16 protein-coding genes are annotated in these 23,732 nt (G+C 67.1%); 7 read left to right on the forward strand and 9 right to left on the reverse strand.

Going from position 1 to position 23,732, the window contains the following annotated elements; genetic code table 11:
• The 6 genes from IPI67_03155 to carB all read right to left on the reverse strand — a co-directional run bounded on the left by IPI67_03155 (position 1) and on the right by carB (position 12,085).
• Complete coding sequence (locus IPI67_03155; protein MBK7579181.1) at positions 1-1,224, reverse strand: PEGA domain-containing protein; 1,224 nt, start codon at positions 1,222-1,224, stop codon at positions 1-3.
• The gene (locus tag IPI67_03160) at positions 1,221-3,998 is read right to left on the reverse strand and encodes a VCBS repeat-containing protein (GenBank protein MBK7579182.1); all 2,778 of its coding nucleotides are present in this window, start codon (positions 3,996-3,998) and stop codon (positions 1,221-1,223) included. The genes IPI67_03155 and IPI67_03160 overlap by 4 nt, the downstream gene beginning before the upstream one ends.
• Position 3,999: 1 nt before the next feature.
• A complete protein-coding gene (locus IPI67_03165; protein MBK7579183.1) occupies positions 4,000-5,586 on the reverse strand; it encodes a protein kinase in 1,587 nt (528 codons plus the stop codon).
• 121 nt (positions 5,587-5,707) lie between these two features.
• Positions 5,708-8,101, reverse strand: coding sequence for a transglycosylase SLT domain-containing protein (locus IPI67_03170; protein ID MBK7579184.1), 2,394 nt, complete (start codon positions 8,099-8,101; stop codon positions 5,708-5,710).
• Complete coding sequence (locus IPI67_03175) at positions 8,098-8,565, reverse strand: hypothetical protein (GenBank protein ID MBK7579185.1); 468 nt, start codon at positions 8,563-8,565, stop codon at positions 8,098-8,100. The genes IPI67_03170 and IPI67_03175 overlap by 4 nt, the downstream gene beginning before the upstream one ends.
• Positions 8,566-8,728: 163 nt before the next feature.
• Positions 8,729-12,085, reverse strand: a complete 3,357-nt coding sequence (gene carB / locus IPI67_03180) for a carbamoyl-phosphate synthase large subunit (protein MBK7579186.1) — start codon at positions 12,083-12,085, stop codon at positions 8,729-8,731.
• A gap of 139 nt (positions 12,086-12,224) precedes the next feature.
• Here carB and IPI67_03185 point away from each other — a divergent pair, with 139 nt between their 5' ends.
• Entirely contained in the window at positions 12,225-13,034 is an 810-nt protein-coding gene (locus IPI67_03185; protein MBK7579187.1) for a tetratricopeptide repeat protein, read from the forward strand.
• A 54-nt stretch (positions 13,035-13,088) separates the two neighbouring features.
• Here IPI67_03185 and IPI67_03190 read toward each other — a convergent pair whose 3' ends face one another.
• Positions 13,089-14,195, reverse strand: coding sequence for a hypothetical protein (locus IPI67_03190; GenBank protein ID MBK7579188.1), 1,107 nt, complete (start codon positions 14,193-14,195; stop codon positions 13,089-13,091).
• 122 nt (positions 14,196-14,317) lie between these two features.
• Between IPI67_03190 and IPI67_03195 the strand changes: the two genes are divergently transcribed.
• The 5 genes from IPI67_03195 (at position 14,318) to IPI67_03215 (ending at position 19,117) form a co-directional block, all read left to right on the forward strand.
• Positions 14,318-16,306 carry a hypothetical protein gene (locus IPI67_03195; GenBank protein MBK7579189.1) on the forward strand — a complete coding sequence of 663 codons (1,989 nt, stop codon included), beginning with the start codon at positions 14,318-14,320 and terminating at the stop codon, positions 16,304-16,306.
• A gap of 270 nt (positions 16,307-16,576) precedes the next feature.
• On the forward strand, positions 16,577-16,774 hold the full coding sequence (gene rpmI, locus IPI67_03200; protein MBK7579190.1) for a 50S ribosomal protein L35: 198 nt from the start codon (positions 16,577-16,579) through the stop codon (positions 16,772-16,774).
• 21 nt (positions 16,775-16,795) lie between these two features.
• A complete protein-coding gene (gene rplT, locus IPI67_03205; protein ID MBK7579191.1) occupies positions 16,796-17,152 on the forward strand; it encodes a 50S ribosomal protein L20 in 357 nt (118 codons plus the stop codon).
• Between the two features lie 28 nt (positions 17,153-17,180).
• The gene (gene pheS / locus IPI67_03210) at positions 17,181-18,263 is read left to right on the forward strand and encodes a phenylalanine--tRNA ligase subunit alpha (GenBank protein MBK7579192.1); all 1,083 of its coding nucleotides are present in this window, start codon (positions 17,181-17,183) and stop codon (positions 18,261-18,263) included.
• A gap of 8 nt (positions 18,264-18,271) precedes the next feature.
• Entirely contained in the window at positions 18,272-19,117 is an 846-nt protein-coding gene (locus IPI67_03215) for an aldo/keto reductase (protein MBK7579193.1), read from the forward strand.
• 34 nt (positions 19,118-19,151) lie between these two features.
• Here IPI67_03215 and IPI67_03220 read toward each other — a convergent pair whose 3' ends face one another.
• Together IPI67_03220 and IPI67_03225 are read right to left on the reverse strand one after the other, a co-directional pair.
• Entirely contained in the window at positions 19,152-20,324 is a 1,173-nt protein-coding gene (locus tag IPI67_03220; protein ID MBK7579194.1) for a pyridoxal-phosphate dependent enzyme, read from the reverse strand.
• A 3-nt stretch (positions 20,325-20,327) separates the two neighbouring features.
• Entirely contained in the window at positions 20,328-21,881 is a 1,554-nt protein-coding gene (locus IPI67_03225; GenBank protein ID MBK7579195.1) for an ABC transporter ATP-binding protein, read from the reverse strand.
• Positions 21,882-22,353: 472 nt separating this feature from the next.
• On the opposite strand from IPI67_03225, the gene IPI67_03230 reads away from it, so the two are divergent.
• On the forward strand, positions 22,354-23,724 hold the full coding sequence (locus IPI67_03230) for a sigma-70 family RNA polymerase sigma factor (protein MBK7579196.1): 1,371 nt from the start codon (positions 22,354-22,356) through the stop codon (positions 23,722-23,724).
• The last annotated feature ends 8 nt before the right edge of the window (positions 23,725-23,732 follow it).

Raw genomic sequence — 23,732 nt, forward strand, 5'->3', positions numbered from 1 at the left:
TCAGAACCTACCGAGCACACTGCCCCCGGCGAATCCCGGTGCGAAGATCGGCGCCGCGGAGATCTCCATGCTCGCGGGCGTCGTTTTGCTGGGCGCCTGTCCCGGGAGAGCGTCCTCCGCGGGCGGCAGCGGCGCTCGGGCTGGATCGAAGATGTGCAACATCAATCCCAGTGTGCCGACGCCGGCTCCTGCGCTCGCGCTGATGATCGCCGCGAGCCTGAAATCATCCCGGCTCTGTCGAAGCTGCTCGTATCGGCCGAGCTCGCTCTCGGGCTGACTGCCCTGGTCGCGCGTGGCAGCTCGGATGTCCTCCGCCTTGTTTTGTTTGTCGAGAGCAAGGTAGCCGAGCACGCCCCCCGCGATCACACCGCCGGCGCCCACACCCATCAGTACCCACGATGCGGTCCGCTGTGACGTGCTCTCGAGGTTTGCGGAGAGCTCCTTCTTCTGGCCGCGAGCGAGGGTCACCTGCTGGGAAAACGCCTGCTTTCCGTTCTTGGTCACACTCACGAAGTGTTTGCCCGAGGGCACCGCGAGCGGTGGCAAGGGCATGACACCCTGCAAGCGTCCGTCGATGGCGACCTCGGCCCCATCAGGCGCCCGGATCACCAGCAACGCGGGGCGCTCCTTCAGTGGAACATCCAGAGGCGGGGCGCCGGTCTTGGCGTCGACGACGATGTCCCGGGCGTAGTCCTCGTGACCCGGCGCGCTCAAGACGACCTTGTGTTTGCCTGGCTCGACCTCCTGGATGAACGGGTGACTCACCAGGCGACCGTCGAACGTCACCTTCACGTCCTGAGTCGGGGACGAGATCATCACGCGCGGTTTTTGGGGGGCCACGGGGGTGACGGGACCGTCGGACTTGTCCATGGCACCAGCCGCAGCTAGCGGCTTCAGCTTGGACAAGGCGTCTGTCGCGTCGGCTGCTCGTTTGCCCTGTGGTTCCTTGACCAGGTACTCCTCGTAGAAGCGGATCGCATCGCGCAGGCGCGCAGGGTCGTTGCGCGCAAAGAACTCCATGCGGTGAGCTTGACCGAGAGAAAACAGCAGGCCGGCTCGGTTCGAGATTCGGTAGGCCTCCGCGAAAGCTTGAGCCGCGTCGGTGTAGCGCGCGGCCTGGTAGGCCTTGGCGCCGATGTCGAAGTACGTTCGCGCGTCGTCCGCCGCGATCGCGGGAGCCGCGGCGAGCAACAGCGCGAGCCCGAGAATGCCGCAGTGTTTCACTGTTTCACCGGCTTTCCGTAGTACACAACCAGGTGGTCCGGCCGGGCGACGGCAAAATCAGGCAGGCGGTCCCCATTGAAATCGCCAGTGACGACGCCAGCGATGGTCCGAGAGAGCACGTCGTAGGGCGCGAGCGGTCCGGCGAAGACTGGCCCTGGCACAGGGCCGAAGCCAGAGTCGGCGACCAGCTTCTTGTCTTTCAGCTCCCCAGTCTGGAAGTCGACCTCGTACTGGTATTCCCCAAACTCCGTCGCAACGATCAGCTCCAGCTCGGGATCGGTGTCCACATTCACCAGCACGGCTCCCTGGATGAAACTGTCCGAGGGCAAGCTCAGCATGAGCGGCGCGTCGAAGGCTCCGTCCTTGAACAGCGCCAAGCTGAACTTCACCTCTCCGAGCTCCAGGGCCGAGGTGAAATTGCTCGAGACGGAGAAGGCCATCACGTCCGGGACGCCGCTTGCATCCGCATCGGCGACCTGCACGGTGCCGTCGTCGAGGAAGTCTGCAATCCCGGGTTTCCCAACGCCACCCAGCTCGATGTAACGGCACGTCGTCCGCGCAATGCGCTCGTTCGTGAAGCGCGCGCCGTCGACCTTGACCAGCGGGTCGAATTTCCAAGCACCGTTCTCGGCGCGGGCGACCTGCACGCGTCCCCCCTTGCCACCTGCCTGGCGTGGGCGCCCGAGCAACACGAGCTCGTCGCTACCGTTGGCGTCGAGATCGAGCTGGGCCAGCTGGGTGGTGCACGGGTCGATGTCGATGCCGGCGAGTGGCGTCGCCTGGTTGGTTGCGGCACTCAGCTCCGCCATGCCGGTCGAGGGCGCCAGCCAGAGCCGCGCCGGCAGCGGGCCGCTCGCGGCTGCCGCAGCCGAGTACGTGATGGAGAGGGCTGCCAGATCCGGGTGGTCCTCGCCCGCAAAGCGGCCGATCTGCAGGGCGAAAGTCAGGTCTGGCTGGGAGTCCAGCCCATCCGTCAGCTCGAAGGGCGACTGCAGCTGGCGATCAGTAGCGCCACCAAAGAGCGCGACGCTCAGGCTGAAATCCGAGCCGAGCGCCAGCACCCCGACGTCTGCTGCCGTATCGAGCCCTTTGAAGAGCAGGTGTCCCGAGGCAAGCCCGAGGACCTGGCCGATCTTGCCCATGCTCACCGGCGCCTCGGGCGCGCCTTGCAGCTTGCCGAACAGAATGCTGAGTTTGTCCTTCGGTAAGGACAAGACTTCGGACGACTTGACCCCGGAGCCGCGAGCCCCGAACTGCTCGGTCTCGATGACGGCGACGTCCAGCACCAGATCGCCGTCGTAGTCACCCACGTTGATGAACGTCGGGAACCCGAGCGTCGGGATCCGAGAGAGGTTGTAGAGGCCGAGCCCGGTTCCGTTGAGAAACGCCACCTCGCGGGTGTTCTCGGAGATCGCTACGACGTCGTTCAAGTCATCCTTGTTGACGTCGGCGACGATGGCCCGGAAATACTCGCCGTTCTCGTTGCCAAGGCTGGCGAAACAGCCCGGATCGGGTGCACAGCTCTCACTCAACGCGATGCCGCCCGGAAATACGAAATCTGCCCGCCCGTCGGAGTTCAGGTCCCCCGCGGCGAGTGGCACGGCCGGAAAGAACGGTTTGCCCTTGTCGACCGACAACCTCACGGCCTTGTTGGCGGTGCCGCCTGCGCCCATGTCGTCCTTGAACGTCCCGTCGCCGTTGCCGAAGGCCGCGAAGATCTCGTGGCGCTCCGCGCCGAGCGGGTTCACCTCGAGATTCGCGCTGCCAATGACGATGTCCAGGTGCCCGTCGCCGTTCAGGTCGGCAGCCAGCGCGGTCTCGAGGCCTTTGACCGGCAGTGACGGCAGCTCGATGGGTGGGTAACTCTTGGTCAGCCCGTTGTTCCAACCGTCGCCATTGCACGGACTGATCAGGTACAACTTGGCGGATTGAGCGCCGACGAGGACGAACTGGTCACAGCGCGTCGCTCCTTCGTCGAATCTTCCGATCGGCGGATCGCCACGTTCGACGCTGGGAACGATGTCCAGTACGCTGATCGGCAGAGAGGCCGTGAGCACGGTCTTGTCGACGATGCTCCGGAGTGAGGTCCCGGTGATTTGCAGGATCTCGCTCCCGCCGAAGAACCGATCGTCCTCATCCTGCTTGATGTCGCTCGGGGGCCGTGCGTCGAAAATCAAGAACCGTGAGTCCGTCTCGCTGACTGGGATCGGTGCGTAGGCCACCGGCGCGAAGTCACGCTTGGTCGACGTCTCGAGCACGCCGACCGAAAACCCTCCGAGGTGGGCAATGTCATCGGTGGAGTCGAGCTTGCCGTCGGAGTCCGCCGTGAGCTTACCAACGGCCGGAGAGAACGGCTCGGATTGGAACGCCTTGGTCGCGACCTGCCCGCCCTGTTCGAAGTAGTGCACCTCGAGCCTCCCGCTTTGCCCGACACTCAGAACATCGTCGAAGCCGTCCCCGTCGAAATCACCCACCTTCACCCGGATCTGCGAGTCGGCGGAAATCAACGCGGGGCTGCGCTCGAAACCGCCCGACGGTTCGCGGCAGATGGCGTCTTTTCCGCAGTGCCAGCCTGTTTTGCACTCGTCGTCGCTCTCACACACAAAACGGCAGGCGCCGTCCTTGCCAGCAGGCCCGCAGCCCTGGCTTCCGTCGCAGTCCTCGGACCCTTCGACCACGCCGTTCCCGCAGACTCCTGCGCTGATGTCCCCGAGCTCAGTGCAGCCGGCAAGACAGACGCCAAACAAAAACAACGACCACTCGGGTATCCGCATCTCAGTACTCCAACGCCGGGTTCCCAGGTTTTGGTTTGCCGCCCCCGCCCGTCTTCCTTCGGAGCTTCACCGACAGCGACACGTCGGCGACGGGTTTCACCTTGACGACCTCCGGCAGGTAGCCGTCTGCCTTGATCGTGAGCGACAACTCTGCCTCGCCCCGCGGTAGCCGAAGCTCGTCGTCGGGTGTCGTACCGAGCTTCTCATCGCCGTGGAACACCTCGACCTGCTTCGGCACGCTGGTGAGCGTGAGCTTGACCGGCCCGGCCGGCTCCGGCGTCACACTCGCGGCTGGCGGTGCCGTCGGCTCCGCGCTGGCCGACGGCACGGCCGCGCTCGGCTCCGGCGTCACAGCCGAGGTCTGACTGGCCACGCTCGCGGGCTCGGATTTTTTCGAGGTCGCCACGGCGATGCCCCCACCGACGAGGGCGACCACTACCAACACACCGAGCGCGACCAGCGGTGCGCGGCCCTTGCTCGGCGGCCCCGCCAGAGTCTCCGACGCTGACAACGTCGACGACCCGCTTGCTCCGAGTACGGCGGTTCGCGCGTGAGCAAAACCATCACTGTGCGCGGGCCCCGCGCCCAGCAGGTTCGCCGGCGTCCCCGCGGGCAGCGTCCCGACGGCGTGACCCGCCGAGCGCGCTGCAGCCGCCAGCGCCTCGATCGCCGCGCCGGGGGAATCGGGGCGTTCGGCCGGGCTTTTCGCCAACATCTGCCCGATGACCGCATCGAGCGCCGGTCCCAGGCTCGGGAACACCTGCGAGGGCACAGGAGGCGGGGTGCTGACGTGCGCGAACATGATCTGCATGAACGACTCACCCGCGAACGGCAGCTGCCCCGTCAGCACCTGGAACACGAGGACTCCGAACGAATACACGTCGGTCTTGTGGTCGATCTTGTCGCCACGACACTGCTCCGGAGACATGTAGTACGGCGTACCCATCGGCACACCAGTGCGCGTCTTGTGCCCACCGGTCGAACCTCCCATCAGCTTGGCGATGCCGAAGTCGAGCAGCTTTGGTGTGAGACCGGACTCTCGATCGTTCACCAGGAAGACGTTCTCGGGTTTCAGATCCCGGTGCACGATCTCCGAGGCGTGGGCTGCGTCGAGCGCCCGCGCAATGCCCCGGAAGATGGGGATCGCATCCTCGATGGACAGTCGCCCTCTCTGGCGCACGTAGTCCTCCAGCGTCGCGCCGGTCATCAGCTCCATCACGAAGTACTGGCGACCGTCCGGCAGCGCGCCAAAACCGAAGATGTCGACGATGTTCTTGCTCTGGATCTGATTGACGGCGCGCGCTTCTGCCACGAAACGCGAGACCATCTCGGGGTCGCCGCTCAGCTTGCGCGACAAGATCTTGATCGCGACCTGTTTGCCGATCAGCGGCTGAACTGCGCGGTAGACCGCGCCAAAGCCGCCTTCGCCGAGCTTCTCCTCGACGCGGTACTCCCCCACCATTTCTCCCGGCCCGACCTCGCGGTCCATCGCGGCGATTGCGCTGTCAGGTACCAGAGGGGCTCCGTCGGCCTCACACGCGAGCGTCTCGTCCGGATATCGCAGGTAACATTTGGGGCAAGTCGCCATCCCTGAAGAGCCCTCTCCTTCGTCGCAAGCCTACCCCGCCCTCACTGCCCTTGCCATGGCCTCAGCCTGCGATTTTGGCCTGAATTGCGGCGCGCCAGACGGAGCGAGTCCGCGGGTCGGGTCAATCCAAGCGCAGCGGGAGCGCCATCGCTTCGGCCGCTCGTTCCTTCTCGTACAGATAGGCGTAGGCCGCGCGGCTCGCGAGCACACGTTTGGTGTAGCGGCGTGTCTCCGTGATCGGGATCAGCTCGACCCACAGATCGAAGTCGGTGCGCGGTCGCTCGCGCAGCCAGCGGCGCGGGCGGTTGGGGCCGGCGTTGTAACCAGGGATCGCGAGCAGGGGGTTCTGCTTGAACGTCTTCTCGAGCTCGGCGAGGCCCCGGGTGCCGAGGGCAATGTTCACGCTCGGCTGTTTGAGGCTAGCCGCGTCGTAGGGCAGACCGACGGGTTTTGCGAACAGCTTCGCCGTTGGCACGATCAGCTGCATCAGCCCGTAGGCGTCCGCTGGGCTCACGGCACCGGGATCGAAGGCGCTCTCCTCGCGCATGACCGCGTAGACCAGCGCCTGCGTCACCGGGTTCTTTTTCACCTCGCGCTCCACGATGGCGCGGTACGGGCGCGGGAACGCCAGCTGCCAGGCCTTGACCCAGTCGCCGGAGGGCCAGCGACCAAGCCAGTCGGTGAGCATGCCGCGCGCAATGATGTGGGCGTCGCGCGCCGAGCCGGCCCGTGCATAGAGTAGAGAGAGCCCCCAGAGCAGTCGCGGCGTCGCGCCGCGCTTGGCGATGCCCAGGCCCTCGACCTCGCGCCGCGCCAGATCGAGCTCACCCTGACGGAGCAGCTCCATCGCCCGCTGAAAACCCTCGGAGTCGAACTCGGGTTGGTGTTCGAAGCTGAAGGGCTGAGTCGCCGCCTTTTTCTCGGCCTCCTCCAGGACACGCTTGGCACGAAACGGGTCTTTTTCGACCAGACGAGCCCAGGCGTGCAGCATGTAATACGAGAGCGGCAGCTCCCGCACGATCGCCTCCAGCTCGGCGTAGCCACGCTCCGTATCACCGCTCTCGAGCCAGGCCCGAGCCAGGAAATACCGTTCACGGCCGCTCGTCTCGGTGCCGCGCGCGCTGTCGTTCTTGGCCACAGCCGCGACGACCTTCTCGAGCACGGTGGCGGCGCCGGGCCAGTCGCTCTTTTCCATGCGACGCAGGGCCAGACGGAAGACGGCGTCGAGTACGACGTCGCCGTCTGGGAAATCTTCCACCATCGTGGACAGGAGCTCAGTGAAGCGCGCCTCGATGCCGAGCTCGAAATACCCGAGCGCCTGGCCCATGCGCGCGTCGTCGGCGAGGCGATGTTTGGGCAGGAGTCTTTCGAGCTCTGCGTAGCGCTGGATGGCCTGCATCTGGCGCCCGTCGGCGGCCGCCTGTTTGCCCGCCAAGAACAACGAGCGGGCCAGCAGGTCGTCATCACTCTTGCAGTGTTTGACGACCTCGTCGAAGGCCTCGCTCGCCCGCGACGCATCCCGCTTGAGCGCGATGGCCTTGCCGCGCCAGAACGAAGTCTCACACCCGAGCTTGCTCCAGCGGTCCGCCTTGTCGAGAGACGCGAGGAGTTTGTCGGCCGCCTTCTCCGCCTCGGCTTCGAGCTTGGCTTCCGCGAGCGCGCGGACTCGGATCAGCTCGTCCTCCCGCGTGGGCAGGCTCGAGCGGTGGCGCTCCGGCTGAGGTAGCGCCTCGAGCGCGCGCTTCTCGAGCTTGTGTGCCCGATTGAGCACCGATGCGTTGGCGGCGTTCTCCGCTGCTGCGCGCCGAGCGAGACTCAAAGCCTCGGTCTGGTCTTTGACGGCCGCCGCGTCGGTCTTGCCGCGGGCCCGAGCCAAGAGCGCGGTCGCCAGCCGCAGGGAGAAGTCGGTGGCGTCCCCTGGCTTGGTATCGAGGTGAGCGCGCCAGGCTTCGATGGCGATGTCCGGCTTGCCTGCCTTGAGCGCGGCCTCTGCCTTGAGCAACCGCGCGTCCGTCGAGAGCGGTTGACCATTGGGCGTGCGCTCCAGCCAGCGGATGGCCTCCTCCGTCTTGCCCGCGCGCAGGAGCACACGCCCGGTGGCGAGCGTTGCGTAGCCGGCGAGGGGCCAACGTTCTGCCGCAGCGAGCTGATACGAAGCAGTCGCCCCGGGCAGGTCGCCCGCGAGCTCCCGCAGGCGACCGAGCAACATCTGGAAGCGTGCAACACTTCGTGGCGACGCCTCCGCCTTGCCCATCTGAGCCTCGACCTCACGCGCGGCAAGGCCATACGCCCCAGCGTCGACGTGCTTGGCTGCGCGGGCGAAGAGCGACTCGGCCAGGAGCGGCTGGAACTCCTCGATCGAGATCTCGTCCTTGATGGCCGGTGCCGGCTTCTGCTTCGCGAGCGCTCCCGAGTCTGCCCCGAGCGGCGTCTCGACACCGTGCGAGCCGACCGGCGTCTGCTGAGCGGAGCACGCCGCCAGCGCGAACACGATCACGGAGCCACCGAACTTCACGCGCGCCTCCGAGGATCGGTCCGCCGAGCTGCCAGGCCATCCTGAGCCGCCTCGTCCTCTTCGAGCTCGCGCGCACGCTCGCCCTCTTCTACCCAGCGCTCCCGGTGTCGCTCGAGGGCCTTTGCCTCCGCCTCGGCCAGCGCCAGTGCGTCGCGTGCCTGGGCTTGCGCGCGCTCCGCGGCCTCGACCTCACTGCGACGGTCCACCTCGAGCTCTGCGAGGCGCTCCAACCGAGCGCGCTCGGCTCGCTCCCACGCGGCTTGGGCTGCCAGATCCGCGGCGCGGGCCGCGCCCTGATCCACCCGATTGCGCTCTGCGTCGGTCTGGCTCTCGACGCGCGCCTGCTCGTCCTCGTGAAGGCGCGCGGCGCGCTCGAGCTCGCGCATAGCCGCGGCCGTGCGCGCCACCTGCTCGGCGACCTCGCGGACCTGCCCCTCGACGCCGGCCTGACGGACGTCCCTCAACGCTTCCAAGGGGTAACGACGCTTCACGGGAGAGGAGTGGTTCCGGGGGTGCGGTGGCGCACCCAGCGCGGGCGCACGAGTCTTCCTTGAAGGAGTACCCCATCGTGGGCGTCGGGGCGACTTTCCGCCCCGGGCGGATCCCCCCGCCGAAAATCGCCTGAACTCAGCCTGGTGCGGCGCGGCGCGAACGCTGATGCCACTCCTGCAGACTCCGCACGGAGCTCACATTTCGACCCGCCACGAAGCGCACCTCCATCGCGTCCACCGCGGCGCGGGCTGCGCTCAGGGTCGTGAAGTAGGGGATGTTCTCCAGCAGGGTGGTGCGTCGAATCGAATAACTGTCACGGATCGCCTTGGCACCCTGCGTGGTGTTGACCACCACCTGAATCGTCCCGGCGACGAGCGCGTCGACGACGTGCGGGGAACCGTCGAGCACTTTGTTGATGCGTTCGACCGGAATGCGGGCGCTCTCGAGCGCGTCGGCAGTTCCGCCGGTGGCAACGATGCTGAAACCCAGGTTGCGCAAACGCCGAGCCACGTCGCAGGCCGCAGGTTTGTCGTCATCTTGAACGCTGATGAATGCACGGCCTGTCTCGGGCAGGGCGTAGCCGCTCGCGGCCATCGATTTGCCGAACGCGAGCGCGAGGCTCACGGAGATCCCCATCACCTCACCGGTCGAGCGCATCTCCGGACCCAAGATCGTGTCCACACCCGGGAACTTCGCGAACGGGAAGACGCTCTCCTTGACCGCGATGTGGGTCGGGATGGGTTCGTCGCGGATCCCGAGCTCGTCGAGGGTCTTGCCCACCATGACCTTCGCGGCGATCTTCGCCAGCGGGCGACCGATGGACTTGGAGACGAACGGGACCGTGCGCGACGCCCGCGGATTCACCTCCAGCACGAACACCTGGTCGTCCTTGACGGCGAACTGCACGTTCATCAAGCCGATGACACCGAGCTCGAGCGCCAGGGCGCGGGTGCAGCGCTCGATCTCGGCGATGACCGCCGGCTTCAGGCTGTAGGGCGGCAAGACGCTGGTCGAGTCCCCCGAGTGGACCCCGGCTTCCTCGATGTGCTGCATCACGCCGCCGATCACCACGCGTTTGCCGTCGCTCACCGAGTCCACGTCGACCTCGATGGCATTCTTCAAGAACTGATCGATGAGCAGGGTCTGCGACCCACCCTCCTCTCGGGCGGCGTCGAGCGCGAGCTCGACGTAGGCATCGAGCTCCGTCTCACTCCAGCAGATCATCATCGCGCGGCCGCCGAGCACGTAGGAAGGGCGAACCAGCACCGGAAAGCCGATGTCGCTTGCGATCCGTTTGGCCTCGGCGGCGCCCTTGGCAATGCCGGCCTTGGGCCGCTCGAGTCCGAGCTTGGTGAGCAAGGTGTCGAAACGCTCGCGATCTTCCGCGCGATCGATGGCGTCGGCCCCCGTACCGAGCAAGCGCACTCCGGCCTTTTCAAGGGGCACGGCCAGCTTGAGCGGCGTCTGTCCGCCGAACTGCACGATCACCCCGAGCAGCTCCCCGCGCTGGGACTCCTCGCGGCAGATCGAGAGCACGTCCTCCAGCGTCAAGGGCTCGAAGTAGAGGCGGTCGCTGGTGTCGTAGTCGGTGGAGACGGTCTCGGGATTGCAGTTGACCATCACCGTCTCGATGCCGAGCTCTCTGAGCGCGAAGACCGCGTGGCAGCAGCAGTAATCGAACTCGATCCCCTGCCCGATGCGGTTCGGGCCGCCACCCAGGATCAGCACCTTCTTCTTGTCGCTGACCTCCGCTTCGCTCTCGGTCTCCCAGGTCGAGTACAGATACGGCGTGCGCGCGACGAACTCGGCGGAGCAGGTGTCCACTCGCCCATAAACGGCGTGCAGCCCGGCGCGCTGGCGGGTCTCGCGCACCAGGGACTCGTCGACACGCCGGAGCCGCGCGATCTGTGCGTCCGAGAAGCCAAGGCGTTTGCTCTCGAGCAGCAACTCGGTGGACAGCTCCGGCGCCGAGGTGAGCGTGCGCTCCTGCAGGACGATGCGCTCAATCTGCCGCAAAAACCAGGGATCGATCGCGCAGACTTCGTGCAGGCGTTCGAGTGAGATGCCGTGGCGCACGGCGTCGGCGACGTGAAATAAACGATCCGCCGTTGGCTGCGCCACGATCTTCTCGAGCAGGCCTCTGAGTTCGTCCTTCGGCGGGGGTTCACTGGTCTTCGGACGTGCCATCGGCGGCGCCTCGTGCACCAGGTCACGAGCCGTGATCGGCTCCTCGAGCAGCGCCCTGTAGTCGACGCGCCCGACCAGGCTGGTCAACCCGTCTTTGCCGGTCTCGAGGGAGCGCGCCGCCTTCTGCAGCGCCTCGGGGAAGGTGCGACCGATGCTCATCACCTCACCGACGCTCTTCATCTGCGTGCCGAGCCGATTGTCCGAGCCCGGGAACTTCTCGAAGGCAAAGCGCGGCCACTTCACCACGACGTAGTCGATGGTCGGCTCGAACGCCGCGCTCGTCCCGGTGATGTCGTTCTCGATTTCGTCGAGGGTGAACCCGACCGCGAGCTTGGCTGCGACCTTCGCGATTGGATAACCCGTTGCCTTGGAGGCGAGGGCGCTCGAGCGGGAGACACGCGGGTTCATCTCGATGACCAACACCCGCCCGGTCCTCGGGTCCACGGCGAACTGCACGTTCGAACCGCCGGTCTCGACGCCGATCTCGTGCATCACGGCTCGGGCCGCGTCACGCAGGCGCTGGTACTCGCGGTCCGTCAGCGTCATGGCCGGCGCGACCGTGATCGAGTCCCCGGTGTGCACCCCCATGGGATCGAGGTTTTCGATCGAACAGATCACGATGAAATTGTCGTTTTTGTCCCGGATGACCTCGAGCTCGTATTCCTTCCAGCCGAGCAGGCTCTCCTCGACGAGCACCTGATGGGTCGGTGATTGAGCGAGCGCCCACTCGATCTTGGCCTCGAGCTCGCCTGCGTTTTCGACGATGGCGCCGCCGGACCCACCCATGGTGAAACTCGGGCGCAAGATCACCGGATAACCCGTCACCGCCGCCAGCTCCAGCGCCTCGGCCACACTGCTCACGTGCGCGGAGCGCGGCGACTCCAGGCCAGCGCGCTCCATTGCCTCCTTGAAGAGCTGGCGATCTTCGGCCTTGCGAATGGCGTCGATCTGCGCGCCCAACAGCTTCACGCCGTTGCGGGACAGCACTCCGTCTTCGTGCAGCGTCAGCGCCAGGTTGAGGGCCGTCTGACCGCCGAGGGTCGGCAAGAGCGCGTCCGGGCGTTCGCGCTCGATGATCGCAGTGAGGGTGTCGAGATCGAGGGGTTCGACGTACGTGCGGCGCACCAGCTCGGGATCCGTCATGATGGTCGCCGGATTCGAGTTGACCAGGACGACATCGTAACCGAGCTCGGTCAGCGCCTTGGCACCCTGAGTGCCCGAGTAGTCGAACTCACAGGCCTGCCCGATGACGATGGGGCCGGAGCCGATCAGCAGGATCTTCTGGATGTCTTCTCGTTTCGGCATCGCGCTCCCTGCGGCGTGGCGTTCGCCGCCGCGTCTATCGCAGCCCTGGGCGGGGGAGAAGCGCGGTCGGACCTCGGGCGACCCGGGCCGGCAGATCGCCGCGGTTTGTCGGCGCCCAGACCCGAGCTAAGCTCCGGCCATGCAGCGAACGAACCGGGGACGCGGGCGCTTCTGGCCCTCAGTCGTCGCAGTGGGCATTCTGCTCCAGAGCGCACCGGCCTTCGGGCAAGACAGCCCGGACGATCTTGCGCGGCGACACTTCGAGTCGGGCGTCGCGTATCTGCAAGAGGCGGACTACGAGAGCGCGCTGAAGGCGTTTCAGAAGTCCTACGAGCTCAGCAAGCGACCCGATCTGCTCCTGAACATCGCGACGGTTCACGAGCGCAAGGGAGACTTCACGGCCGCCATCGACTCACTCAAGAAGTTCCTGGAAGTAGCGCCCGACGCCGAACAGCGGGCGACCGTCGAGGCGCGCATCACGAACCTCGAGAAGCGTCAGGCAGAGGGCGCGACGGGCGAGCCGAAGACCGGACCGGGCCAGACACCACCGGTCGGGACCACGCCGGGAACGCCACCGCCCGGGGTCAAGCCGGACAAGGCGAAGCCGGCGGAGAAGAACAACGTGCCCGCGTTCGTATTGCTCGGCCTCGGTGGCGTGGCGGCGGCGGGTGCCGTCCTGACCGGCGTGCTGGCGAACGGCGAGTACAACGACGCGAAGGACCACTGCTCACCGGGCTGCACCGACGACGATGTCTCGGCGGGCAAGACGCTGGCTCTGACCAGCACGATCTTGACTGGGGTCGCGGTGGTGAGCGCCAGCATCGGTGCGGTGCTCTACTTCTCGGGGGGCCCTGCGTCGAAGGAAGCCGCGCGACCCGCGCAGCGCTTCAACTTCGGCGTGGCTGCAGCACCAGGCGGCGCGGCGGCAGCTGCGAGCTGGCGGTTCTGACCCCCGCTTCGCCCTTTCGGGCGAAGCACGACGGGGAGGGTGAAACCTCAGCTCTCAGTTGCTGAGCTCGAAGCCAACACCAGAGGTTACCGTGTTGATCGCCACCGGCGTGCGACCCGTCAAGAACAGCTTGTCGGCGTTGTTGAGCCCCAGCTTGCAACTCGTCTTGGTCGCCGTGACGTAGACGAACTCGGGGTTTGCCGCGGTCCCAGTCGTGACGATCGTGATGCTGGCCTTGGCGTCCCCGCCGCTGCCGGTGGCAGAACCGTTGTTGGGGTACTTGATCACGGCCTCTGAATGCCCGGTCACCGCAAACGTGACGCCGGCCTTGTCGACGCAAGGCGCGGTCGAGCCGCCCGCCGTGGCGTTGATCAACACGTTGATCACGGCCTTCTTCGTTGCATCCCAGGCCGGGTCGATGGTCGCCGGATACGTCGATGGGAAGACGGAAAGGAGCGCCGGGAGCTTCGAGAACGCGTTGATCGTGACGTTGTACTCGATGCTGAAGGCATCGAGGCTGCCGGTCTGGGTTCCGATGAAGAAGAACGGCGTGTTCTTCTGAACCTGAAGCGCCGCTTGCCCTTGATACGGGACCTGCACGCTCACACTCGAGCAGATGTTCGTCGTGACCGTCGTCGCAGTCTGTGGGTTTCCGTAGACGATCAGCGCGGCCATTGGATCAAAACATTGGTAGGGCGAGGTTCCGCAGGTCGGGCCGCAGGTCGGAGCGCCGCCAGTGCCACCGGTTCCGCCCGTTGCGCCACCGGTCCCACCCGTTGCGCCACCGGTTCCGCCCGTTGCGCCACCGGTTCCGCCCGTTGCGCCACCGGTCCCGCCCGTTGCGCCGCCGGTTCCACCCGTTGCGCCGCCCGTGCCCGCCGCGCCGCCGGTCGCTCCTGCGCTGCCGCCGGTCCCGGCCGCTCCGCCGCTTCCCGCCGCGCCGCCGGTCGCTCCTGCGCTGCCGCCGGTTCCGCCGCTCCCGCCGCCGGTTCCGCCAGTCGCGCCGCCGCTGCCTCCGGTCGCGCCGCCCGCACCCCCGGTTGCGCCACCGGTGCCTCCGCTGGACGCGCCGCCCGATCCCGAGCCGCTGTCGTCACCCCCGCATCCCCCGACCACCCCCAACACCCCGAGCAACCCCATCAACACTCGACTGCTGTTCATAAAAATAGACTCTCCCAGTTGAGCGCAGGGTGCTCTCGTTCGCATTGACCTGTCCAGCTCTCGTTTTTGGAGGCCCGGTTTGGCTCGCCGACGTGACCGGGATCCGGCGTAGCCTGTAGGACGTGGGTGACATCGACGCTGGCATTGGCCCTCGGCGACGGCTCCTCCGAGCGCTGTTCGGCGCGCTCGCGCTCTCTGCCTGCGCCGCTCCAGCTCCTCGATACGACAATTCGCCCAGCTTGCTCGTCACCGCGCTCGCAGCGCCCGCACTGCCCAGGTCACCGGCCAAGGATCCCTTCGCGTTACGCGATCCACTCCCCGACTCACCGATCGTTCTCGAGCCGGATACCTTCGACGCGACGCTGCTCACCGCGCCGCTGCTCGCGGGTTCGCTCAAAGTCGCAAGTGTGCCGCCACCACCCGCGTCGTGTGCGGCGTGGACGCGCCGCAAGCCGTCCACTCCCCCCGCCTGCTCGAGCGCCGAGGAGGGTCGGTCTGCTCTCGACTGGGCGCTCGAGCCCCGAGCGAACACGGACACGTCGGACGAGCGTCTCGCCTCGCTCGAAACCTGCAAGGGGCTCGAGCCCGGCTTGATCCGCGCGCTCAGGACCGATCTTGCAGCCGCCGAGTGCGGCGACGAGCTCGCGCTTCCTCTGCTCCACAAACGTCCTTCCGGTCTGCGTGCCCCCATCTTCCACGCACTGCTCGGGCTCAGCATCGCGGCACGTGTGGTGCGACTGGCAAGCTCGACAGCACCGCGCGCTTCGCTCGACGAGCTGGCGAACTTGGCGCTGGCCATGCCGCGCTCTTATGGGCGGGCACTGGCGCTCGCCGGAGTCGCTGCGGCGCGGATCCGCGCGGAGGTGGACCCGGACAAGCTCGCGACCGCCGCCAGTCTCGCCGCAGTGGTAGCGATGGGCGCCGAAGGCATTGGTGAATCGCCACGGGTCGAGCCCGCACTCTTCCGGCTCTCCGTGCAATCGGGCTGGCTGTCGGAGATCGACGCCCTCCGCCTACCCCCGTCGCCGGCTTCCCCGCGCGGTCCATCACCCAAGCGGCCGGTCGTAGCCGGTGTCCCGGTCTGCCCCCATTGTTACGACGACCGACGACGCGCGCTCACCCTGACCGAGCGCTTCGCCGAGGAGCTGCCGCCATTTTTCGCAGCGTACCTGCTCACGCCGGAAGAAGCGGCTTCGCCCGTGGCGCTGCGCCCGTGGGCTCGCAAGCACAGCCTACCAACCCGCGCTCGGGCGGCGCTCGCCCGAGCGAGACTCTCCGCCGAAGCCGTACGCCTGGTCGCACACGCACGCCTCGGGCTCGGCATCCGCTTCCTCGATCGCCGGGACGTGGACGCCGCGGCTTCCTTGCTCGCCGCGGAACCCGCCGCGCAGCAAAGCGAAGAGTCGCGGCTGCTCTTGGCTCTGGCTCTTGCGCTGCACGGCGGGCCCGTCAACGCTTCCGCCTGGACCGAGCAGGCCCCCCGCGACGACAGCTTCGACCATTCGGCGCTCGACGTGGTTGCCAAGTCGGCAAACGCCGACCTGGCCGCGCTGGCGGCATACGACCGTGAGATCCTGAGCGGCCTGGAGTCGGGGCCTCGAGCCGGCGATCTCCGAGCGCTCGACGCTCGACTCGCCGACCTCACGACGGCGCTCCGCGGCGGCAAACACCCCACGTTCTTGTGGGAGCGCCAGCGCGCGCTCAACTTGCTCCGCGAACAGCAGAGGCGCCAGAGCGGTTACCAAGCGGACGCGATGGTGCGTCTGACCCGCTGGCCCGAAGTGCAACCCTCGGGGGGCGAATGGCACAGCTCGTCCGGCGTTATTTTCATCGCGATCCGCGCCGGCAACGTCAATCGAACGCTCCGACGTCTGGGCTACCGTTTCGAACCTTGTTTCAAGAAAGCGGCCACCGCGACCGAGCCGCCCGAATCGCTCCTGCTCGAGTTCATCATCGCCCGCGACGGAACCAGCACACAGGCAGTGGCCAAGAGTGAACCCGCCGGCGCCACCGAGCTCGAGGCCTGTGTGGCCCGCGAGGCCGAGGGGCTACTCTTTCCTCAGCCTGACGGCGGTTCGTGGAGCGTGCGCGCGCGCCTCCGCGCCCGCTGACGACCGCAGCCCCGGCAATTCGACCCGGGTCGGAGTCAGCCTGGAACCCGGGCGGCTTGCTCCGGCTGGGCTGCCTCTGACCGGTGGCCTGCCCCGCTTCTCAGGGCGCTCCGGACTGGTCACCCGCTCAGGCCCTCCCCGAGCTTGACGGGCGCGGCCCCTTCCGTCATAAGACCGCGCTCTTGGCGGACCCGGTGGCCACCGAAGCCTGAGTCTTGCCGGAGAACGATAGAGGCGGTTTTCCGCTTCTCACGTAGGAGTCGATTTCTCATGCCGAAAATGAAGACCAACCGCGCCGCCGCCAAGCGCTTCAAGGTCACGGGCAAAGGGCGCGTCCGGCGCTCGAAGTGCGGCGCGCAGCACAACATGATCGGCAAGTCGCGCAAGCGCCGTCGCCGCCTTCGTGATCAAGACATGGTGTCGCCGGCCATGGAGCGGCGAGTGAAGATTCTGCTGCCCTACGGCTGATCGGCAAAGAGGAGATTAGAGATGTCCCGCGTCAAACGAGGTGTCACCGCCCATCGCCGCCACAAGCGCGTCTTCAAGCAGGTCGAGGGCTTCGAGGCCGGCCGCAAGAACCGCTTCCGCCAAGCGCTGCACGTGCTCTGGCACAGCTGGCTCTACGCTTACGAGGGTCGCAAGCTCAAGAAGCGCGACTTCCGCAGCCTGTGGATCACCCGCATCAACGCCGCCTGTCGTCTCAACGGCACCACCTACTCGAAGCTCATGCACACGCTCAAAGAGAGCGAGATCGAGCTCGACCGCAAGGTGCTCGCCGAGATGGCGCTGAACGATCCGGCCGCATTCAAGCAGCTCACCGAGCTCGCCGTCGCAGCCGTCAAGTAGACCGTCCGTGTCCGACGCGGCGGCGGAGATCGAAGCAGGGCTCCGAGCGCTGGGTGAGCGCTTTCGGGAGGCCTTCGCCCAGGCGGCGAGCGAACAAGATCTGCGCAACGCCAAGGCCGAGGTGCTTGGCAAGAATGGCGACCTGACCAAGCTCCTGAAGCTCATGGGCAAGGTGCCCGCCGAGCAGAAGAAGCACATCGGCGAGCAGGTCAATGCCGTCAAACTCGACGTAGAGAGTGCCTTCGAGGCTCGCCTCACGGCGCTGTCCTCGGCCGCGCGCGACGCCGATCTCGCCGCCCCTCCCCACGACCTGACCCTGCCGGGTCGCGTCCCCGGGCCGCGCGGGCACCTGCACCCGATCACCCGCGTCAAGCACGAGATCCTCGACATCTTCCGCTCCCTTGGCTTCGAGGTGGCGTGGGGACCGGAGGTCGATCTCGAGGTCAACAACTTCGAGAAGCTCGCCTTCCCGCCGGATCACCCGGCGACGGACATGCAGGACAGCTTCTGGGTCAACGTCGAGGGCGGACGCCCGGACGCGCGCGTGCTGCTGCGCACCCACACCAGCACGGTGCAGGTGCGCGAGATGAGCCGGCACAAACCCCCGATGGCCATCGTCAGCGGCGGGGCCGTGTATCGACGCGACGACGACGTCACGCACTCGCCGATGTTTCACCAGATCGAGGGCTTCCTGGTGGCCGAGCGGGTGAGCTTTGCAGAGCTGAAAGGCGTGCTCACCGCCTTCGCCGAGCGGCTCTACGGCCCCGGCACTCCGGTGCGCTTCCGGCCGAGCTATTTCCCCTTCGTCGAGCCCGGTGCCGAGGTGGACGTGGGCTGTGTGTTCTGCCATCCCGACGGGGAGGCTGAAGCCGACGCTGACGGACGCGGCCCGCGCTCGAGCTGCCGAGTGTGCAAGGCCACCGGCTGGCTCGAGATCCTGGGCTGCGGCATGGTGCACCCGGCGGTGTTCGAGCACTGCGGCATCGATCCCGAAAAGTACACCGGCTTTGCCTTCGGCCTCGGTGTCGAGCGGGTTGCCATGCTGCGCTACGGCATCCCGGACATTCGCCTGCTGTTCGAGAACGATCCGCGCTTCTTGTCGCAGTTCTGAAGGCGCACATGGCAGACGCGCCGACGCTGACCGTGCAAGGGCACTCCGTGCCCGCGTTCATGTACGGGACGGCCTGGAAAGAGGCAGAGACCTCCCGCCTGACGAGCCTGGCGCTCGACGCGGGCTTTCGCGCCATCGATACCGCAAACCAGCGCCGGCACTACTTCGAGGCCGGTGTCGGTGAAGCGGTGAAGGCTGCCATCGACGCGGGCAAGACCACGCGTGAACAGCTGTTCTTGCAGACCAAGTTCACCTACGCGCGCGGCCAAGACCACCGCCTGCCGTACGACCCGCGCGCGGACTTCACGACTCAGGTCGAGCAGTCCTTCGCGAGCTCACTCGAGCACCTGGGGACGACGTACGTGGACTCGTTCGTGCTGCACGGGCCGGAGAGTGGCCGTGGACTCACTCCCGCGGATCGCGAGACCTGGAGGGCAATGGAGGCCCTGATCAAAGCGGGCAAGGTCCGCTTGCTCGGCGTGAGCAACGTGTCCTCCGAGCAGCTCGCGGCGTTCTACGAGCTATCCAGCGTGCCCATCGCCTTCGTCCAGAATCGCTGTTTTGCGCGCAGCGGCTGGGACCGTGAGGTACGGGCGCTGTGCCGAGCGAACGGCAGTATCTATCAAGGTTTTTCCCTGCTCACCGCCAACGATCGGGAGCTCCGCACGCCGCGCGTTCGCGCGATCGTCGAACGCCTCGGCGTCGACGTTCCCCAGCTGGTGTTCGCGTTCGCGCGAACGCTGGGCATGCTGCCCCTGACGGGCACCTCTGACCCGGACCACATGCGGCAAGATCTCGAGAGTCAATCGCTCGAGCTGTCCGCAGCTGACGTGGACGCAATCGAGACTCTCTGACTCGCAGCCTGCAGCCTGCAGCCTGCAGCCTGGCTCAGTGCTCGCGCGCCACGCGCGTGTAGCCCCGGAGCTCCCGCGGCAGATCCGCCGCCTGCATGCGCCCAGTCGAGACGCGGCGTGCGTCGAAGGTCAGCCAGAAGAGCACGCTCTCGGAGGCGTGAGTCTTGGCGCTCGCCGCGAGCGCAGCCATGGTTTTGGCGCTGTAGGTCGTGTCGAGCTCGAGCGCCGCGTGTTCTCTTGCGAGCGCGAGCGCCCGCCGCCCCGACGCGGTCGGCTCGGCATAACCACGACCGACAAACCCCTCGCGCACCTCGAGCGCAGCACTCTTGTCGGTCAGTGGAAAGCTGGGCTCGAGCTCGTGGACCAGACGGCTCGTCGCGCCAAGCGCTCTCCGCAAGCCAGCCGGCGTGCCGAAGCGCTGACTCGCCGTGCGCACGGCGACGAGCTTCGAACGCAGCCGAGCTCGCGCTAGCCCCAGCGCCAGACCCACCGCGCTACCGCCGGTGCCGAGCGGGAGGTAGATCACCGCTGGCTCCGGCAGCATGCCGGCCCTCACCTGCGCCGCGAGCTCGAGCCCCGCCTCGACGAAGCCGACGTTGCCGAGCGGAGAGCTGCCACCGAGCGCGATGACGTAGGGCGCATCCTTCGCCCGACGAACGGCGCGCTCGACCTGAGCGTCCGAGCCAACCAGGTGCTGCTCGGCACCCAGCTCCGCCTGCGCCAGCAGGTGCTCGCGCGCCGCCGCGCTCGGTCGCTCCGGCAAGAGGTAGAGCCGCGCACTCAAGCCGCGCAGCCGCGCGTAGAAGGCGGTGGAGAGCGTCTGGTTCGAGCCGACGCCGCCCGACGCAACGAGCGTGGTGTGACCCGCTGCCTCCGCTGCGCCGATCAATAGCTCCAGCTTGCGGACCTTGCTGCCGCCGTAGACTGCGCCCGCGCGGTCATCGCGCTTCACGAACAGCCGGCCAACCCCCAGGGCTCGGGCGAGCGCCGGCAACTCCTGCACGGGCGTGGGAAATTGCGCGAGCTCTACCCAAGGCAGTGCGGCACCCAGCCTCGAGCTCTGCCGGAGCAGCTCACGCGGCAGGGGCGCGGCGCTCGCGCTTTGGGGAGCGAGCACCCAGCCGCCGGTCGCGAGGCCCAGCTTCAGCAGCGCGCGGCGCTCCATGGACCAGGGGAACGCCGGAGCCTCGCCGAGCCATTCCCGCACTGCCTACTCGGCAGCGAGCGCCTGCGGCACGCACGCGTCGAGTGTGATGACCCGGGTCGCGAGCGCTGCGACCTCGGCGTGGTGGGTCACCAAGATGATACAACGCGTTCCTGCGAGCTTGGCGACGGCGCCAAGCACGTGCGCTCTCGACACAGCGTCGAGCCCTTCGGTCGGTTCGTCGAGCAACAGCACCGGTAGCTCCGTTGCGATGGCACGGGCCAAAGCCACCAGGCGACGTTCACCCCCGGAGAGCGGCGTGCCCCCTGGACCCACACGCTCGTCCGCCCGTGCGAGCAGGTCGACCGCACCGAGCTCGGTCAGCGCACGCCGCGCGCGAAGCTCGTCGCCGCAGGCCAGGCTGACGTTTTCGAGCAAGCTGCCGGTGACGAGCGGCGCGTCTTGCGGAACCCAGGCGAAGGGTCGCGCGTCGGGGCCCACGGCTGCGTCGGTCAGGTCCAGGTCGCCGTAGCGCAGCTTGCCCACGGTGCGCTCCAGGCCGAGCAGACCGCGGAGCAGCGTGGTCTTTCCGACACCACTGGGCCCGAGCACGGCCAGGGTCTCGGACGGGGCGAGCGAGACACTGGTGCGCGGCCCACGCTCCGTCGCGCCAAACTCCCAAAGCTCGAGCCTCCCCGCGTGTGCATGCCAGCTCGTTCGTGACTCGGCACTGGTGTCGACCTCACGCGGCTCGACGACGTTGGTCTCGAGCGCGCTGCGCGCGGACGCGCCCCGCTCCATCCAGGAACGCGCGTCCCCGAGATCCCTCAATGGCCGGTAGGCCATGAAACACACCGCCGCAAAGGCCACCAACCTGCCATCACCGAACGACATGCCAACGCGCTCCGCAAGCGCGACACAGCCAACCAGTGCGAGCGCACCGAGCGCCTCGTTCGCCCCCGACAACGCAGCTCTTGATGCTTCGACCCGCGCAACCGCGCGCACCGCGTGCGAGCCCGTCTCTTCGAGCACCTGCGCCACGCGACCGGTGGCGCCAAATGTGCGCCAGAGGTCGATGTGACTGACGAGCTCGTCCACACCCTCGTGTAACTGCACGGCCCGAGCTTGCGCGAGCTCGCTCGCGCGCCGAAACCGGCTGCGGAGTTTGGCGAGCAACACTGCGAAGGGGATCAGCACGAGGGTGCCAACGAATGCGAGCAGGGGTGACACCAAGATCAGACCCACCACGATCGGCAGGAGCTGTGCCAACGCCCTTGCGCCGGACATCGCACCCTGTGCGACAGCGGCCTCGAGCTCCGCCAAGCGCACCGCAACCGTTGCGAGAACTCGCGGTCCTTTGTCCGGGAGACCGTCTTTGCCCCAACGCGTCACGAATCGTCGCCGCGCGACCAGCGCAACTTCCCCCGCAGTTCTTGCCTGGAAATATCCGAGCAGTGTAGACCCCGCGCCCTTGACACAGGCGGCACCGAGCCCGACATAACAAATCTTCAACAACCCGAATCCCTCGCCAGATCCCCGCGGTTGGGCCAGCGCCTGAGTCAACATCCCCGCCGCAAATGCCAGGGCGCCGTGTCCGGCGCCCGTTAGAGCGAGGCTCACCACGATCGCGACCAACGCGGTGCGGCGAGCGGGAAGATCCCGCCAGATCGAGCTGACGAAAGCCCAGGCTTTTCGCGAATTCGACTTTGCGCGGATCGAGTGCGGCATCTGGACCGTAGTTACGGAGAGAGAGCGGCACCTAACGCGTCGAGAACGCCACGTCACGCAAACCCGGCCCCGGCCTTGCATCGTAACAAGGGGTCGACCTCTTCAGACATGTCGAACAGTTCAAACCAGAACCTCCAGCAGCTCGGCCCGAATGCTCTCCGACCGGGCACGGACATTGCAGCCAATTATTCGCCAATCGCTTCGCTCAGTCGCCCGAAGACCTCGGACACGGCCAAGACCCCCCGCCCGGCCGCGTCTGACACTCCCCCGCCCCACCTCCCTCCGCCCGGGAATCACTCCCTCGGCAAGGGGGTTCACCGACGTTGGTCCGATACGACGTCCTCTCACCCCGCTTAGGACCGCCATGGCCCAGAATCGCGCCGCTACCGCCACTGCCGAAAAGACCCCCGAGGTCGACGAGTTCGACGAGACGACGGACGTGCGTACGCGTTCTTCCATCGTTGCCGAAGAGGCTCCCGAGAGCGAGATGCGCAGCTCGTCCACCCCTTCGGAGGCCCCCGCGACGTCGGAGGACTCCTCGACCGACTCGATGCTCTCGCGCTACTTCCGCGAGATGGCAACCCATCAGGTGATGGGCCCTGACGAAGAGCTGCAGACCGCCCAGATGGTGGAGCGTGCGGAGATCGAACACTGGGCCGCGCTCTTGGCCTATCCGCCCTGCGCCGAGCTGGTGATCGCACAGATCGACGCGGACATCGGCACGACTGCCGAAGAAGATCGACCGCTCGCGCCGCAGCGCGAGGAGCTGCGCAAGCTGCTCAAGCTCCACAAGAAACAGCGCTCGAAGTTCCTGGCTCCTCAGCAGAAACGCTGGACCGAGCTGTCGGAAGAGCTGGCGCGCGACATCCGTCTGCCGGACTCCGATCGTATCTGGATGGCAAACGCCAACCGGGTCGCCCGCGAGGTCGTGCTCGACCCAACCGACGACGCGGCCCGCCCGGTGCTGCCGGAGTCCGCCGCGTACAAACGCTTCATCGAGCGGGTAAAGGCGACCGACAACAGACAGCGCATGGCGAAGAACCGCTTCGTGAAGGCCAACCTGCGTCTGGTGGTCAGCATCGCGCGTCGTTACAACCGTGGTCGCCTGCCGCTGATCGATTTGATCCAGGAAGGCAACATCGGACTCATGAAGGCGGTCGAGCGCTTCGACCACTCGCGCGGTTATCGCTTCAGCACCTACGCTTCGTGGTGGATCCGCCACGCGATCAGCCGCGCGCTGGCCGACAAGGGACGCGCGGTCCGCATCCCGGTGCACATGCTCGACACCTACAACCGAGTGTCACGCGCCACGCAGACGATCATCGCCCGCACCGGCCGCGAGCCGACGGTCGAAGAGCTGGAGAAGGAGACCGGCATCCCGCGGGACAAGCTGGACAAGGTCCGCGACCTCTACGCCGATACGCCGTTTTCCCTGGATCGGCCGGTCGGGGACGAGGACGGACGCCGCTTCATCGACTTCCTGGTCGAGGAGAACAACCTCTCGCCCTACGACAACCTGGCCAACCAGAAATGGGCCACGGAGGTCCGGCGCCTGCTCGGCACCCTGACGCCGATCGAGAGCCGCATCATTCGCTGGCGCTTCGGCCTCGACAACGAGGACGAGCTCACGCTGAAGGAGATCGGCGACAAGTACAACCTGTCGCGAGAGCGCATCCGGCAGCTGCAGGAGCAGGCCATCGGTAAGATCCGCAAGCAGATGCGCGACAACTGGTGAGCCCCGCC

The organism is Myxococcales bacterium (genome assembly GCA_016706225.1).
Classification (GTDB): Bacteria; Myxococcota_A; Polyangia; order Polyangiales; family Polyangiaceae; genus JADJKB01.

Coding starts and splice junctions, on each gene's coding strand:
- IPI67_03190 (MBK7579188.1), bottom strand. CDS start 14,195: ATGAACAGCAGTCGAGTGTTGATGGGGTTGCTCGGGGTGTTGGGGGTG.
- IPI67_03230 (MBK7579196.1), top strand. CDS start 22,354: ATGGCCCAGAATCGCGCCGCTACCGCCACTGCCGAAAAGACCCCCGAG.
- IPI67_03215 (MBK7579193.1), top strand. CDS start 18,272: ATGGCAGACGCGCCGACGCTGACCGTGCAAGGGCACTCCGTGCCCGCG.
- IPI67_03165 (MBK7579183.1), bottom strand. CDS start 5,586: ATGGCGACTTGCCCCAAATGTTACCTGCGATATCCGGACGAGACGCTC.
- rpmI (MBK7579190.1), top strand. CDS start 16,577: ATGCCGAAAATGAAGACCAACCGCGCCGCCGCCAAGCGCTTCAAGGTC.
- carB (MBK7579186.1), bottom strand. CDS start 12,085: ATGCCGAAACGAGAAGACATCCAGAAGATCCTGCTGATCGGCTCCGGC.
- IPI67_03185 (MBK7579187.1), top strand. CDS start 12,225: ATGCAGCGAACGAACCGGGGACGCGGGCGCTTCTGGCCCTCAGTCGTC.
- IPI67_03160 (MBK7579182.1), bottom strand. CDS start 3,998: ATGCGGATACCCGAGTGGTCGTTGTTTTTGTTTGGCGTCTGTCTTGCC.
- rplT (MBK7579191.1), top strand. CDS start 16,796: ATGTCCCGCGTCAAACGAGGTGTCACCGCCCATCGCCGCCACAAGCGC.